Annotated in this window: 15 protein-coding genes; 14 read left to right on the top strand and 1 reads right to left on the bottom strand. The window is 35.9% G+C overall.

Annotation, left to right across the window (positions count from 1 at the left end; all coding sequences use genetic code 11):
• Window positions 1-663: 663 nt before the first annotated feature.
• On the bottom strand, window positions 664-1,833 hold the full coding sequence (locus EDD71_RS10565; protein WP_133628711.1) for an NAD(P)/FAD-dependent oxidoreductase: 1,170 nt from the start codon (window positions 1,831-1,833) through the stop codon (window positions 664-666).
• Window positions 1,834-2,186: 353 nt separating this feature from the next.
• On the opposite strand from EDD71_RS10565, the gene EDD71_RS10570 reads away from it, so the two are divergent.
• The 14 genes from EDD71_RS10570 to EDD71_RS16005 all read left to right on the top strand — a co-directional run bounded on the left by EDD71_RS10570 (window position 2,187) and on the right by EDD71_RS16005 (window position 15,939).
• The gene (locus EDD71_RS10570; protein WP_133628712.1) at window positions 2,187-3,104 is read left to right on the top strand and encodes an aldo/keto reductase; all 918 of its coding nucleotides are present in this window, start codon (window positions 2,187-2,189) and stop codon (window positions 3,102-3,104) included.
• Between the two features lie 131 nt (window positions 3,105-3,235).
• Complete coding sequence (locus EDD71_RS10575) at window positions 3,236-3,982, top strand: nitroreductase family protein (RefSeq protein WP_133628713.1); 747 nt, start codon at window positions 3,236-3,238, stop codon at window positions 3,980-3,982.
• A 319-nt stretch (window positions 3,983-4,301) separates the two neighbouring features.
• Window positions 4,302-4,553: a GNAT family N-acetyltransferase gene (locus EDD71_RS10580; RefSeq protein ID WP_133628714.1), complete on the top strand. Its 252-nt coding sequence runs from the start codon at window positions 4,302-4,304 to the stop codon at window positions 4,551-4,553.
• Window positions 4,554-4,666: 113 nt separating this feature from the next.
• A complete protein-coding gene (locus EDD71_RS10585) occupies window positions 4,667-5,599 on the top strand; it encodes a hypothetical protein (protein WP_133628715.1) in 933 nt (310 codons plus the stop codon).
• A gap of 121 nt (window positions 5,600-5,720) precedes the next feature.
• A complete protein-coding gene (locus tag EDD71_RS10590; protein WP_133628716.1) occupies window positions 5,721-6,398 on the top strand; it encodes a DUF1361 domain-containing protein in 678 nt (225 codons plus the stop codon).
• 130 nt (window positions 6,399-6,528) lie between these two features.
• Window positions 6,529-7,278 (top strand): DUF6904 family protein, encoded by a 750-nt coding sequence (locus EDD71_RS10595; protein ID WP_133628717.1) that lies wholly within the window; start codon window positions 6,529-6,531, stop codon window positions 7,276-7,278.
• A gap of 278 nt (window positions 7,279-7,556) precedes the next feature.
• Window positions 7,557-7,760, top strand: a complete 204-nt coding sequence (locus EDD71_RS10600; protein WP_133628718.1) for a hypothetical protein — start codon at window positions 7,557-7,559, stop codon at window positions 7,758-7,760.
• Between the two features lie 482 nt (window positions 7,761-8,242).
• Window positions 8,243-9,022 (top strand): hypothetical protein, encoded by a 780-nt coding sequence (locus tag EDD71_RS10605; RefSeq protein ID WP_133628719.1) that lies wholly within the window; start codon window positions 8,243-8,245, stop codon window positions 9,020-9,022.
• A 471-nt stretch (window positions 9,023-9,493) separates the two neighbouring features.
• Entirely contained in the window at window positions 9,494-9,664 is a 171-nt protein-coding gene (locus EDD71_RS16140; protein WP_166636446.1) for an RNA polymerase sigma factor, read from the top strand.
• A 234-nt stretch (window positions 9,665-9,898) separates the two neighbouring features.
• The gene (locus EDD71_RS10615; protein WP_133628721.1) at window positions 9,899-10,336 is read left to right on the top strand and encodes a hypothetical protein; all 438 of its coding nucleotides are present in this window, start codon (window positions 9,899-9,901) and stop codon (window positions 10,334-10,336) included.
• Window positions 10,337-10,557: 221 nt separating this feature from the next.
• Entirely contained in the window at window positions 10,558-12,456 is a 1,899-nt protein-coding gene (locus EDD71_RS10620; RefSeq protein WP_133628722.1) for a site-specific DNA-methyltransferase, read from the top strand.
• Window positions 12,456-15,371 (top strand): DEAD/DEAH box helicase family protein, encoded by a 2,916-nt coding sequence (locus tag EDD71_RS10625; RefSeq protein ID WP_133628723.1) that lies wholly within the window; start codon window positions 12,456-12,458, stop codon window positions 15,369-15,371. Before EDD71_RS10620 ends, EDD71_RS10625 begins: the two co-directional genes overlap by 1 nt.
• 68 nt (window positions 15,372-15,439) lie before the next feature.
• Window positions 15,440-15,589, top strand: coding sequence for a hypothetical protein (locus EDD71_RS16000; protein WP_341472337.1), 150 nt, complete (start codon window positions 15,440-15,442; stop codon window positions 15,587-15,589).
• Window positions 15,590-15,672: 83 nt separating this feature from the next.
• Window positions 15,673-15,939 carry a DNA methyltransferase gene (locus EDD71_RS16005; protein WP_341472338.1) on the top strand — a complete coding sequence of 89 codons (267 nt, stop codon included), beginning with the start codon at window positions 15,673-15,675 and terminating at the stop codon, window positions 15,937-15,939.
• The last annotated feature ends 25 nt before the right edge of the window (window positions 15,940-15,964 follow it).

The raw sequence follows: 15,964 nt of genomic DNA on the forward strand, positions 1-15,964 counted from the left end.
AAAATCGGAATTTACATATTTCAATTATTATTCATCTAAACCATTACATATCAAGGGGCTACGCCCTATTTATTTTTTTAGCTGCGAAACTTCTGGAAATATTGTAGTTTAATTGAGTGTTACAAGGGACGGTTAATGACTTATTGTTTTGGGGCATTAATCGTCATTTTTTATTTGCTAGACGCGCCGAAGGGACGATAGCAAATAGAATCAAGCAGATGGTTATCAGGTAGAACCATTTATGCAATAACCCTTAACAATGCCCGGGCTTGGAAAAAGGGACAGACGCTTGGGGTACTATTACAAAAATATTACTCTTAATGAAGGAATTTCTATAGATTAGTAGAAATTACTAAGTATGAAGTTAGGTAGATAGAAGCCTGTATAGGTTTTGAACACTTCAAAGTAAAGGTACTAAAATGCTAGAGTTCCTGGAGTCCTTTCTTTTAAGTAATAGCCGAAAAGTATTATTGAGCTTCTCCCAGGTAAATGAAATAGAGCCGCAGGCATAGCACAGGTTAAGGGGATTTAAGGAATGCGGCATTTTATTTGGGATAGAGGAAACAAATTCCGGCTTGATGAACACGGAAAAAGATAGTATGTCTAAAAAGCAAGTTATTGGGGGCGGTTAATGACTTATTGTTTTAGGGCATTAACCGCCCCTTAATTACTTATTGAAATTAACTTCCGCTTTTTTTCTATGAAGTTTTTAATAGTCATGAATTTTTTAGTGTCACCTAATATGATGGCCCCTACAATGCGTTTATTACGGATGAATAGTTTGTAGTACCTATTGTTTTTATCGTCAACTTCAATTAACAATTCAGTATCCTGTCGCTCTTCAATATCGCCTATTGAATTCAGCGATAGGCCAAAGGCATCCATTATGGTGACTGGTGCCGGAGGTTCAAAAATTAAACCTTGATTACATATGTTTGCTCCAGCAATTTTTCCTTGCTGCGTTGCTATGCTCCATAGGCCATAAACTCTTCCGTTAAACTCAGCGATATCCCCGGCTGCAAAGATGTCATTTACATTGGTTTCCATTCTTTCATTTACCTTTATACCTCTACTTATAGAGAGCGATGTATTTTGAGCGATTTGAATATTTGGCATAATTCCTGTAGAATAAATGACCATATCGCAGGATCTTTGTATTCCTTCTTGCGTGATAAAGCCTTCAACCTTATCATTACCCAATATCTCATTAATTTGGGTATTCAGCATAACCTCCACACCATGGGATTCAATGGATTGTTTTAGTTTATTGGATGCAAAATCGTCGAGCTGACGTGCCATTAAACGTGGAGCAAATTCTGCAATAATTATTTTCTTACCACTTTTACAAAGTACATTTGCAATTTCAAGATTTTGAACACCGCCACCAATTAAGAGAACTGTTTTAATATTCTTTAAATAATCTATGACCATAAATGCTTCATTCAGTGACCTGAGGGTAAATACTCCCAATTTATCAATACCCTCAATCGGAGGGGTAAGGTTGCTTGCACCATTTGCAAGAAGCAACCTGGAATATGAAACAGAAGCTCCGCTTTGTAGAATTATTTCTTTTTTTTCAGGAGCCAGGCCAACGACTCTTTGTCCCAAACAAAGTGTAATGTTATTAGATTCATACCATTGCTTATTTTGAATTAAGATTTTTTCCTCATCCAAGCCACCTAAAAGACTCTTGGAAAGTTTAATGCGATAGTAAGGATGAAATTTTTCCTCACCGAATACAAGAATCTCACTTTGTTGATCTATATTACGTATTGCTTTAACTGCTGAAACAGCAGCAGCTCCGTTACCAACGACAACGATTTTTTTATTCAAGGATATCACCTCACTATTTGTATGATTTGTGTTTGTATAATTGTGTATGTGCACCTGCAGATAATCTTTGATGTAATCCTCGAGTATAAATTGATTATATGTTAAATTCATGACAATATATGTGATTACAATCAATTTAGAGAAGCAAAGGGTAAAAAGATTTGATTAACAATACGCGAGGGGCAATTCACATTTGATTGATGTTATAGGTATATGCTTTATTCTATAATCTATATTATAGCTATAGACACGAACAAATATTATGATATAAAGTAATTATAAGGGATAGATATATTTTTATCGCAGAAGTGTTCTGAATATTTTTTATATATAGAGAGAAAGGGGTGTTTTTAATGAAAAATATCGATATTGGAAATGGTAAAATCAATGCTTCCGAGATTTCCCTTGGCTGTATGAGAATTGCAAACCTTGAAGTTAGCGAGGCAACCAAGCTTATTAATACTGCCATGGAGGAAGGAATCAACTTTTTTGACCATGCTGATATATATGGGGGAGGAAAATCCGAGGAAGTTTTTGCAGAGGCTGTTGATATGAAGCCCAGTGTTAGGGAAAAATTTATTATTCAGACCAAATGTGGTATCCGAAAGGGATTTTATGATTTTTCAAAGGAGCATATTTTAAACTCTGTTGAGGGCAGCTTGAAGAGGCTGAGAACCGACTACATAGATATACTGCTTCTGCATCGTCCTGATACATTAATGGAGCCTGAGGAGGTTGCAGAAGCCTTTGATATATTGCACAGCAGCGGCAAGGTTAGGTACTTTGGAGTAAGCAACCATAATCCCATGCAGATTGAACTGCTTAACAAATATTTAAACCAGAAGATAATAATAAATCAGCTGCAGTTAAGCATAACCCACACCGGTATGATTGATTTCGGGCTTAATGTCAACATGAAAAAAGACGCCTCTATTGACAGGGATGGAAGCGTTTTGGAATACTGCCGTTTAAAGGACATAACAATTCAGGCGTGGTCGCCACTTCAGTATGGTTTCTTTGAAGGTGTATTCCTGAATAACGATAAATTCCCAGAGTTGAATAGGAAAATAAACGAAATAGCAGAGGTTAAGGGTGTACAAAACATAGCCATCGCCATTGCCTGGATATTAAGGCACCCCGCCAAAATCCAAACAATAGTTGGTACAACAAACAGCCAGCGCCTTAAGGATATCTGCAAGGCTTCCCAAGTTGAGTTAACAAGACAGGAATGGTATGAATTATATAGAGCAGCAGGAAATCAGTTGCCATAGGATACGCAGAGTGCTAAATGAGAAATGCACTTTGTGCCTTTATACTATACTCTAGAGGGAAGGGCAAAAAACTTTGAGATTATATTCGAGAGAAAAATAGATGAAGAAGAATAGGGGTGAGGGGTAATAAAATGAACGAGGTCTTAATGCAAATAAAAAATAGAAAATCTGTGAGGGTGTTTGAAGAGAGACAAGTTGAAGATGAGGTTAAAAATGAAATATTAAATGCTGCCCTTGAAGCTCCCACTGCGGGAGGAATGATGCTATATAGCATACTTGATATTACTGATGAAAGGTTAAAGGAAAGGCTTTCAGTGGTCTGCGATAATCAGCCATTTATTGCAAAGGCGCCTTTGGTGCTTGTATTTCTTGCAGATTATCAAAGATGGTATGATGCATATTGTTTTGAAGGCTGTAATCCGAGAAAACCCGGGGAAGGTGATATTCTTCTAGCCTGTGCCGATGCAATAATAGCTGCACAGAATACGGTTGTAGCAGCAGAATCCCTGGGGGTTGGTTCCTGTTATATTGGAGATATAATTGAAAACTGCGAAACAGTCAGGGATCTTTTGGATCTTCCTGATTATGTTTTACCTGCTGCTATGGTGGTTTATGGTTATCCTGCGGAGTCTCAAAGGATCAGAAAAAAACCTGTTCGCTTTGAAAAGGATTATATAGTCTTTAAAAACAAATATCGCAGGCTAACAAAGGAAGAGCACAGGGAGATGCATAGTATAAGAAATAAAAAATCAGGTCTTTTAGAGAGGGACGCCAGTGAAATTATTAAAGCTAATTGTGCACGCAAGTATATGTCCGATTTTTCACTGGAAATGAATAGATCTGCATCTGAATACCTTAAAAAGTTCAGGGAAAAATAAAATAAATATATACAAGGGACGGTTAATGACTTATTGTTTTATGGCATTAGCCGTCATTTTTTATTTGCCGGACGAGGCCGAAGGGACGACAGCAAGTAGAATAAAGCAGACGGTTATCAGATAAAACCATTTATGCAGTAACCCTTGATAATGTCCCTGCTTGAAAAGGGGGACAGACGATCAAGGACCGTTATAAAAATATTACTCTTAATGAAGGGGGTTATATGAATTGGTAGAAATTACTAAGTATGAAATTAGATAGATAGAATTCTGGCAGAACTAATCTGCAGGTAAAACGGAGGGCGGAAGGATTGATAATATGTACGTAAATATCAGATTTGCAACAGAAAAGGATCTCGAAATACTAGAGGAATATAGAGGCAGGGGTATAGGTACTAAAATGCTAGAGTTTCTGGAGTCTTTTCTTTTAAGTAATGGCCGAAGAGTATTATTGAGCTCCTCCCAGGTAAACGAAATAGAGCCGCAGGCATGGCACAGGTTAAGGGGATTTAAGGAATGCGGCATTTTATTTGGGATAAATGAAGGGGGAGTTGGATATTTGTACAAGTAATTTTGTATATAAATCCCAGGAGCAAACAAATTCCGGCTTGATGAACACGGAAAAAGATAGTATGCCGCAAGGGGTATAAGAGATATTCTTTAAGTTTTTGAGGAGGTAACATGATGAATTTTAATGAAGGATTCAAGGAAATAAGGTTTAAGATGAAGGAAAAGGAAAGGCTTCAAAGTCTTAAGAGTAGGGCTGAGTATCAGCAGAAGGAGCTCATGGAGAGAAAAGGGGAGCTTCAGGAGATACTTAAAAAGGAAGAAAAGGACGTTGAAAAGCTTGAGGGCATGTCTTTAACGCGCTTCATTCATATGATTAAGGGTGATATGGATGATGCCCTTTTCAAGGAACAGCAGGAGGCCATTGCTGCTAAAATGAAGTATGACGGGGTTTGCTCGGAGCTTGAGCTAGTAAACAGCGAAATAGAAAATGTACGCAGGCAGATATACGCCCTTGGAGACCTTGAGGGGCAGTACATGGCTCTTATAAGGGAAAAGGAGGAGTACATTAAAAACAATCCTGCTTTTTACACCGATGAGCTTGAAGCTATAGTTGAAAAGCAAGCGGAAGTTAGAAGAACAATAAAGGAACTTCAAGAGGCTTTATACGCAGGAAGAGAGCTAATGGTCGCCCTTGAAGGTGTGAAGGAAAGTCTTAGCTCTGCGGAAGGCTGGGGAGTTTACGACATGATGGGAGGAGGGTTTATAGCTACTATGGCTAAGCACTCTAGGCTTGATGAAGCAAGTGAAAGGATAAACACAGCACAGTCGCTTTTAACCAGATTTCACAGGGAGCTTAAGGATCTAGGTGAATATCTTGACATAAGCATAGACATTGGCTCCTTCCTGGGTTTTGCAGATTACTTTTTTGATAACTTTTTTACCGATTGGACAGTACAAAATAAAATTCACGATGCTATGGCCAGGGTAGAAGACGCTGTTTACAGGGTAAACTCCCTGATAAGTAAAATAGAAGGTCAGCTGGATGAGGCGCAAGAGGAATTTGAGAAACTTGAAAAGCAGAGGCTGGAAGTTATTGAAAGAGCTTAAGCAAGCACTTATAAGGGACGGTTAATGACTTGTTATTTTAGGGCATTAGCCGTCCATTAACTACCTAAACTAATTAAACCAAACAGCAAATACAACCTAAAAACCGGGAAGGAAAAAATCTATGTTTAGCCTTATAAAGGAAAAGAATTACGATTTATATCAATTCATAATCGGAACCTTTCTCTTCACTATCGCTGCATCCCTGTTCGTGTTTATAAGGATCTGGTACAGAGGCAGCCTGAGATATGCCTTTCTAATATGGAACATATTCCTCGCCTGGGTCCCCTTTTACCTAAGCCTCATCTTAACCCAGAGTAATTTAAGAAGCAGAGCCCTAAAGTTTATAACCGCCTTTCTTTGGATTATCTTTTACCCCAACGCCCCTTATATCATCACAGACTTTATCCACCTGTCAGCATACAACTTCTATAAATCAGGGGCCCATGCCTTTAATGCCAACTTTAACATCTGGTATGATTTCTTCCTGATCTCCATTTTCGTCGTAAATGGGCTAATACTGTCCTATGCTTCGCTGAACCTTATACATAACTATGTTAAAAAGCATATTGGTAGAGTTCGAGGGTGGATTTGTGTTGGCGCAGTATCGGCTTTAAGTGGATATGCAATTTACCTTGGGAGGTTCATAAGGGTGAACAGTTGGGAGATTGTGAGCAACCCGGGGTATTTGGTTGGGGTGCTTCTGGGGAATTTGGATGTTAGTGGAATTAGGTTTACGGCGCTGTTTGGGGGGATGGTGTTTGGGTTGTATGTGGGGTTTTACTTGGTTGGGAGGAGATGAATAGAATATAAACGGCCATAACCCTTATAAAACATATGCACTAAGGCCCAAGTGTACTATGTCTAAGACATTCACATGAAATACTATAGGATGCCTTATATTAGATTATAAAGAAATGGGGAGATAGAAATTGTTTATAATTAAAAACACGCCAAATAATACGGGAGTTTCAGTTTATGGTGATCATATGGATTTTGAAAATCTTTATGAGGCCTTGCATAATGTAGCAGGCGATGAGTATGAGTTTCCCTCCTATTCATCTGCCAGAATAAGGGTTTTAGGAGTATGCTATGACCTCCGCCATGCCATGATGGGGGGCAGGGAAGTGGAGTTTGTAGATAATGGCATGGACGCCGAGAAAAAGAGGCGGATGGATATTGTTGCCCCTGACAAAAACCTGTATTTGAAGATAAATGTGCTGTGGCCTGAGATGCTTTTTGTTACTATGGCACTCAACGATTTTATAAATCTTTACGCCAGAAAGAAGGCTAAGCTTAAATTTGAATTTGTACTTGACCGATGCAACATATGGGACCCATACATTGCGATAGTCCGTCTTTTTCAGTCAGAAATTGCAAAGTGTGTAAAGGAAACGGTTTCCGAAGCTTCCTTCGCTCGAATGATGAATATAATGAATAAAGACTATCCATGGATGGACGGCTATATTACCCAGTACTTAGACCTTTTAAATCTCAAATTTATCAATATGAACAGTGAAAAGCGTCTTAAAAGCATACCTACCATGGCGAAGAGGCTTGCCGAGCAGGGAGATGAATATCAAAGAGTTAAAGAAGAGGTAATTGTCGCAGCAAAGGAATATGGCCGCTCAGTTGAGGATATAAGGCTAAGGGAGGAGTATCCTGAGGAGATTGTGTGGTAGGGGGAAAAAGGGATACATATCTCTAAACCATTGATATAACTAACTTTTTCTTAATACAAAAAGGAAATTCACCCCAAATGTCGAATATATTAAGTGACACCAAAATAATCCAACAAAGAGGCGAATTCCACTTCCTTAAATAATAAAAAAATTGGGAAATATTATGTAACCAGTTTTTATTTGATGAATACATTATTACCAGGAAAGGATAGGACAAATTTCGATACGGTAAAGATTTATCCTATTCCTAAAAATAATATCTATAAGGTGGTATTTTTATGTATTCAGATGAATATGAGTCATATTATCCTTATTACGAAGGATATGGCGGATATGATGCATATAGCGGATATGATGGATATAGCGGAACTACAGGATACTACAATTATAGTAATTCTGGTAACCCTGATGGATGGTGGTTTAGGAGAAGGCGCTTCTTCCCATTCTTTCCATTCTTCTTCCCGTTCTTTTTCATTTGGTAAAATGCTTTGGAATATGAAATAAGGTAAAGTGGCAGGCTCATGAGTTAGCAGGCTGCTTTGCTCATGGAAAAAGAAAATTTGATGAAGCCTTAAAGGCACTGCCGGATTCAAAAAGTTTAGCTAAAGTAGCAGCTAAGGAAGGGCCTGACTTTAGTAATCAGCTTTGGTGAGATACATTACCTGACAACTGCAGAGTTTCTAGTCAAGAATAATGATATATTGATCCCCATCTATATAATAGGTGGGGATTATTTTACGCTTATATAAATTTCATAATATTAAAATTAAGTATAAATATAATAACCATAACATATCTATCAGAAAATTCAAGAGCATGAAATCCTTTAGTTCTAAAATAAAATAGCATCTGAAAGAATTACTTAACTTATAAAATAAATATGTATAAATATGCATTTTTACTATTTACATATAATGGTACTGGTGTATATAATAAACATATAAATTATAAGGAGGTAATAGTCATGAAAAGGAAAAATTACATTATCGCTGTATTAACTCTTTTACTGGCTCTATTCCCTGTTGTTAATGCTGTGGCAAAAAGCAATCAACCCAAAATCAAAGAAAACAAACAAATCACTGACCTTAATGAACTTTATAATAGGGCAGTAAAAGGGGTAAGTGACAAACAAGAAAAGCATGCAGAAAAATGGATATTTAAAAATCATACTACGAATGAAATTGTAGAGGTTGACGCCCTATCCACAACACAAATACTTAAATCAGTTATAACTAACGACTATGAGGAAATCACTTATGCAACAACAACATTCCTTGCACCGGAAGATACAGTAAATTTCACCGACGGACTTATCAGTAATGATTCTACTATGTCAGAGGTTGTTGCATTATCGGAGCCCTATGGTGAAGCAAATAAGTGGGATTCAACTTATGGGGTTAAAGCATATTCGACTAAAGTTTATACTGTTATTACATATGCTGGAAAAGAAGCAGTCAAAATGTCTAGAGTTTACGGAGGATGGTACGTAGCTGATACAACAATCAGATTAGAAATGAGACATGTTTGGTATGGACAAAATGGAACATCTGCATATGATGGTAGTTATGTAAATGATCAAGTAAGAAATTATTATCCTGCATATGATACGTGGGATTATAGTGTCGATTCTGGTTGGACACCTATAAAACGCGATGCGTCAATGTCAGTTGGTGTAAACTCTGAAGTAAACTTAGTTCGTGGCAGCTCTGTGTGGTCATTATATTTACAAAATTGGATTAGGTAAACATAATATAATACGTTATATTTATATTGTGAAGATGGACATAAAAAGAAAAAAATGCAATTATAAAATTCCATGATCATTTAATCAGGTGTGCTAATTAGGTTTAATAAACTTAGGAGCATTTTGATATTTAATTATAGTTTTAAACTATTTCTATTTATGGATAATTATACATTAATTGATATTGTTTGGTAATAACTAATTAATTTAAGATATTACTTTTAAGCATTTGCATAGGTTGATTTGCGTGGAAATATAAAATAAATTGCATATTAATATGATCACCAACAATAGTTTAAAATACAGCTATTATTATCTCCCCGATAAAACTAAAGAAAAGCCTGTATCTGATTTGGCTACATAGGCTTTTCTATATTATTTAATAGGCAAAGATAAATAATTTATAAAAATTAAGAAGTCAAGTGCAACTTTTTAGATATTTTTTCCACTATATAACTAGAGGGGATGGTTATGCTGGAGGGTGTGAAAGAACTTTATGAGACATATGAACGGTATATCTTCAGATATTTATATGGATTAACTCTAGACTACTATGTAGATGAAGAACTTACTCAAGAAACATTTTTTCAAGTGCTTAAGTCTTTTCATAGATTTCATGGTGACTGTCATGTATCTACCTGAATATATAAAATTGCAAGGAATGTTTATAGTCAGTATTGCAGAAAAAGAATTGTTGTAACAATTCCTATAGATAAAAATACGCTTGATATCTCAGACGGAGAGGGGCCTGAGGAAGCTTTTGAAAGGAAAGAAACTAATTTTGAATATAAAAATGGATAAAATAGACAGAATTAAACATTATCTTTGAAATTAGGAAATATCGTATCATAATATTTAAATAAGGGGATTATTTAAATGAAATCATGGGTTAAATACTTTATTAATATTTTATTAATACTTATAATAATGTTCTTTGGGGAACATGTTTTTGAAGGCATTACGAAAAATATTCAAACAACATTTAAAATGAATCCTTTTTTAATAAATATGGTTATGATTATTTTTTATGGATGCATAGGTTTATTATTGGGTTTAGAACATCTAATTAACGAAATAAATAAAGAAGGAACATGGATAATCAATTCACCTAAAATAGTATTTATGGTGTTGCCCTCATTATATTTTTCATTTGCTATGTTTTTATATTATAGCAGCATTCAATTTGTGAGAAATATATTGGCATACCCTGTGGGTATATTATTGGAAAGTGGAACAAATTTTATGCATGTATTTCAATTAATATTTGGATATTCAATTATTACGAGTTTCTATAAACGTAGTGAAAAAATGTGATAATAATTCCTTGAAGAGTTTATCAATAAAAACATGTAAACTCATATATTTTTAGTGGTGGTATCAGCCATCGTAGAGAGGACTGTTTTTTCTTCTTTCCACGGTGGCTATATCTATTTTAGTAAGCTTTTTTAAAACCCCTTTATTTAAACTAAAATATTCATAAATGCAATTAATTGAAAATATGCTTTAAAAGAATATGAATTTTAAGGGGTGTAGTGATGCCGATATCTTTGATAGATATGCTGCCAAAGATTGCGGAGGATGGCAGGAAAGAGGCACAGCTGATACTTGAGAGATTATCAAAGGGAAAGAATTTATTGTTGCAAACCAATGAAGTTGTTATTAATCCAAAGGATAGAAAATGTGAAAATATTAATAAAAATGAATGGTATAACAGACTAATTTATGGAGATAATCTACTTGCAATGCAGGCACTATTGGCTGGGGATGAGGAAAATGGGCTTGAACCCATGAGGGGAAAGATAGATTTAATTTACATAGACCCGCCCTTTGATTCCAAGGCTGATTATAGGACAAAGATTAAATTGTTTGGTGGCGATTTGGAGCAGTTACCGACTATAATTGAACAATTTGCTTATTCGGATACATGGAAGGATGGTACTGTAAGTTATTTAAGGATGATTTATCCAAGGTTGGTCCTTATTAAAGAATTGCTGAGTGATCAGGGGAGCTTATATGTTCACTGTGATTGGCATGTAGGGCATTATGTAAAAGTATTATTAGATGATATATTCGGTAAAGAAAATTTTAGAAATGAAATAAGCTGGTGTTATACAGGTCCTTCAAATGTAAAAACTGATTTTCCTCGGAAGCATGATAATATATTGAGATATGTAAAAGGGGACAATTTTATATTTAATAGCACGGATATAAGAATACCTTATAAGGAGCTCCACACTGACAAGGGTAAGAATGCAGCTATTTGGGGTAGTGTTGGTAAACTTCAAGATGAAAAAATTAGACAAAATTATTTGGAAAGAGGAAAATTGCCCGAGGATTTTTGGACCGACATTGGAGCTGGTGGGCATATGCCACCAAGTGAAAGATTAAATTATGATACCCAAAAACCTGAAAAACTTATAGAAAGAATAATAAAAGCATCTTCTAACAAAAATTCCATAGTTGCCGACTTCTTTGCAGGCTCCGGTACCACGGCTGCAGTTGCAGAAAGGCTGGGCAGGCGGTGGATAGCCTGTGACATAGGAAAGCCTGCGTGTATGATTATGAGAAAAAGATTGATCGATCAAAAGGCTAAAACTTTTTTATATCAAAGCATAGGTGATTACCAGAAGGAGATTTTTGAATCAACCAGGGTTTTTAGGAGAATAGGGGATTTATCTCAGGTTATTTTAAAGCTTTATGGTGCCAGGACATTTTCTCAGGAACAATGTCCTGGGAAGAACCTTGGTTGGATTGAGGGGACTAAGGAACTGGTAATGGTAGACTCACCTTCTAAGCTTACAGGACATAACTCCATCAAGCGTGCAGAAAAATATAAGGAAAGTTTTCTAGGCCAAAAATGGGACAAGGTAACTATACTAGGGTGGAATTTTGATTTTAACATAGGTAGAATTCTTATGAATTATGGCGCCAATGAAATAGAAGTTAAAATTATTCCTCCAGATTTACTTAACAAAATGAAAAATGAAAAGAGCTATCAGGATTTGATAAAGTCGGGAAAAATCAGATTTTCAAGTTTGCAATACCTATCAATAAAACCCATAATAAAGCAGCCAACCACCACAAATGACGGTAAAATGATGGACAAACTTACTATAGAACTTGAAAATTATATTATTCTTTCACCTGATGCACTACCCCTTGAGGATAAGGATAAGGAAAATCTTCAGGGTATAATCGCAAAGGATCCCCTCTCAATTATTGAATATTGGAGTATTGATACCGACTACGATGGTGAGATATTTAAAAGCACATGGCAGGATTACAGGGAAAATAATGGAACTAAGGATGGTCAGTTAAAGGTTGTAAAAAAGGCTGAACTGTTGGTTGATAAAAAAGACGGTGAGAGGAAAATCTGTGTTAAAGCAGTAGATATCTTCGGATTTGAGAGCATTGTTTTAGAGGTGGTTAAATAATGCCAACTGGGCTTAATTTAGAAACAGGAAATATTCCCCTAAAGTATGCAAAACGCATAACAGAACTTGCAAATCATGAGTGGGAAAGTGGTGCTTTTCTTGAAAAGGTAACGCCAATAACACAGTGGCTTTTGAAACATTGGTTTACCTCACCCTTTACAGACAATAGGAGTATGAATTTTCATGAAGGACAAAAACAAGCAATATTAAATACCATATATATTCATGAGATATTGAAACCACAGTCAGCAATTGAAACGTGCAAAATTATTGGAGAGGGATTTAAAGAAGAAGAAAAAATATATAAGAAACTTGATGATAGATTTGCCTATCCCAAGTATGCAATAAAGATGGCAACGGGTACTGGTAAAACCTGGGTTATGCATGCCCTCATAGTATGGCAGTATTTAAATGCAAAATTTGATACTCAAAACTCTGGGAGATATTCAAAGAACTTTTTATTAATTGCTCCAGGATTAATAGTCTATGACAGGCTTCTTGACGCGTATTTGGGAAAAATAAAGGCTAACTCAGAGCAGAATGAACTCAGGGATTTTGATACATCAGACATAAAAATAAACGCAGAGCTTTTTATTCCTGATGAGTATAGGGAAGAGGTACTGGGGTTTATACAAAGCAGCATAGTAACCAAAAAGGATATTGGCAAAAAGGTAACCGGCGATGGCATGATAGCGATAACAAACTGGCATCTACTATCCTTGGAAAACGAGGAAAAAGATGAAGCTAAAGATGATATTTACTCAATAGTAAATGATGTGTTCCCAATCACGCCAGGTAAGACTGCAAACCATTCCCTTGAAACCCTGGATGATAGATATCTAAGAGGAAATGAAATAGAGTATTTAAGCAGTTTAAGTGATATTGTTGTTATAAACGATGAGGCACATCATGTCCACGATAATAAAAACAGGGGTGAGAAAGAAGAGGTTAAGTGGCAGCAAAGCATAAACGTTATCGCTGCTTCAAAGGGAAATAAATTCATTCAGATTGATTTTTCAGCTACTCCCTACAACGTAACAGGAAGCGGACAAAGAAGAACAAAGCACTATTTTCCACACATTATAGTAGACTATGGATTGGAAGAGGCCATAAAAACCGGAAAGGTAAAAACAATTGTAATAGACAAGAGAAAAAGCATATCCGGGCAGAATCTTGAAGCCTTGGACTTTAAGGCAGTTAGAGAGGGAAAAAAGGTTGTCTCCTTATCGGAAGGGCAGAAGATAATGATTAGAGCCGGGCTTCAAAAGTTAAAGATATTGGAAAAACAGTTTGTAAGTTTTTCTGCGGATAAAAACGGAATATCAAACAAGCATCCTAAAATGCTTATTATGTGTGAGGATACAAGTGTCTCTCCATTTGTAGTTGACTATCTAGTAAAGTATGAGGGATTAAATGAGGATGAAGTTGTAAGGATAGACTCCGACTCAAAGGGCAATGTATCGGATAAGGTATGGTCAGAGGTAAAGGAAAAGCTGTTTAATATTGATAAGTATCCTAAACCAAAGGTTATTGTATCTGTTCTTATGCTTAGGGAAGGTTTTGATGTGAATAACATTTGTGTAATAGTACCACTTCGTTCCACAGAAGCTCCAATTTTATTGGAGCAGACAGTGGGCCGAGGTTTAAGGCTTATGTGGAGAGAAAGGCAGTTTGATGACATCAAGGCTGAGAACAGAAAGAAGCTTTTAGAGGAAAAGAAGGAGCCGAATAGCTATCTTGATATTCTAAGCATAATAGAGCATCCAAGATTTCAGGAGTTTTATAATGATTTGATAAACCAGGGCATATGTGGAGAAGGAGGAGAAATTCCAACTGATAGAGAGAAAATATTAGGGGATTTAATAAGAGTTCCGCTGAAGGAAAATTACAGGGATTATGATTTGTATATACCTTTCATTATAAAAGACAAGGAAGAGATTCTTGAAAATATTAAATTCAATATTGATAAAATGGAACCATTTACAGCTTTTTCACTGGAACAGATGAAAAAGTTTGTAAAGAACAAAGAGAACACCTTTTATTCTGAGGAATTGACAGTAAAAACGGTCTTTGGAAACTATAGGGTTCCTCCAGAAGTTTTTAGTGCACAAAGTTACAATGAGTACATTGCCAAGATTGTATCTGCAATTAACAGAAATGTATTAAAGACAGGTAAACATAGGAGCAGGGAATTTACCTACATGCAGATAAATACATCAGAGGTAGCAAGAGCCATAGATAAATATATCAGAATAAGATTATTTAATAGGGAGTTTAACCCACTTGAAGGGGATAATTGGAAGGTTTTACTCCTAACAAAGTATCTTATTGTTGAACACATTATCAGAGAAGTAAACAAGCTGATTTATCATCAACAAAACAACATAAAGACTGAAGAAGCAGTTGTTTTAAAAAAATATCTGTCGGATATAGACGAAATGAAAATGAGAAAAAATTATTCGATAGAAGTTTCTAAGAGCATATATAAAAGGCTGCCCTATCCAAGCAACAAGGGAGAGTTTGAAAAGGATTTCATTTTATTTTGTGACAGGCAGGCGGAGGTTGAGTCTTTTATAAAGATAAAGGAAAACATTACTGATTTCATTGACTTGACCTACATCAGAGACGATGGAATGATAGCCCATTACTATCCGGATTTTATTGTTAAGTTTAAGGATGAAATATACTTGGTTGAAACAAAGGCTGAGGTGAATATGAATAATAGGAATGTTCAGAGTAAGAAGAGGGCTGCACTTGAGTGGGTTGAAAGGGTTAATGCTTTGAAGCCCGAGGATAGAATGAATTGCAGTTGGGATTATGTGCTGTTGAGCGATAAGGTGTTTTATGAGGTAAAGGCCGATGGAGGAAGTCTGAAGGATATTTTGGAGTTGGCCAGAGAAGTGACAGGCTCATGAGTTAGGATGTATTTCCACCAACCTTTTTGCCAACAATCACAATAAGAACAAAAAGGTTGGTGTTTTTTATGGAAGAAAAGTTTAGCCTTGAAGCCACAACAATATGGAGCTTTCCTGATAGAGGCAACTGGTTAACCCATAAGGGAGATTATCCTGGAAACTTTAGTCCCTATGTGCCAAGAAATATAATTTTGAGATACTCCAGGGAAATGATATAGTTTTAGACCAATTTGTGGGCAGCGGAACGACGATTATAGAAGCGGATTTATCCTTGCTATCTCCTGAGAATTTTTATTACGAAATGGAGAAGGTTGCAAAGGAGTGCTATAGGGTTTTAAAACCTAAAAAGTACTGTGCAATCCTTATTGGGGATACAAGAAAGAATGGTTTCATGATACCCTTAGGTTTTAATGTAATGAATATTTTTCTTAACACAGGCTTTAAATTAAAAGAGATTATTATTAAGCAGCAGCATAACTGTAGCTCAACAAGCTATTGGGAGGATATCTGTATTAAAAGGAATTTTTATCTTATTGCTCACGAATATTTGTTCGTATTCAAAAAATGAAGTATAATGTTATTATATCTAATGT

Origin of the sequence: Fonticella tunisiensis (assembly GCF_004364155.1) — a bacterium.
Lineage (GTDB): Bacteria > Bacillota > Clostridia > Clostridiales > Caloramatoraceae > Fonticella > Fonticella tunisiensis.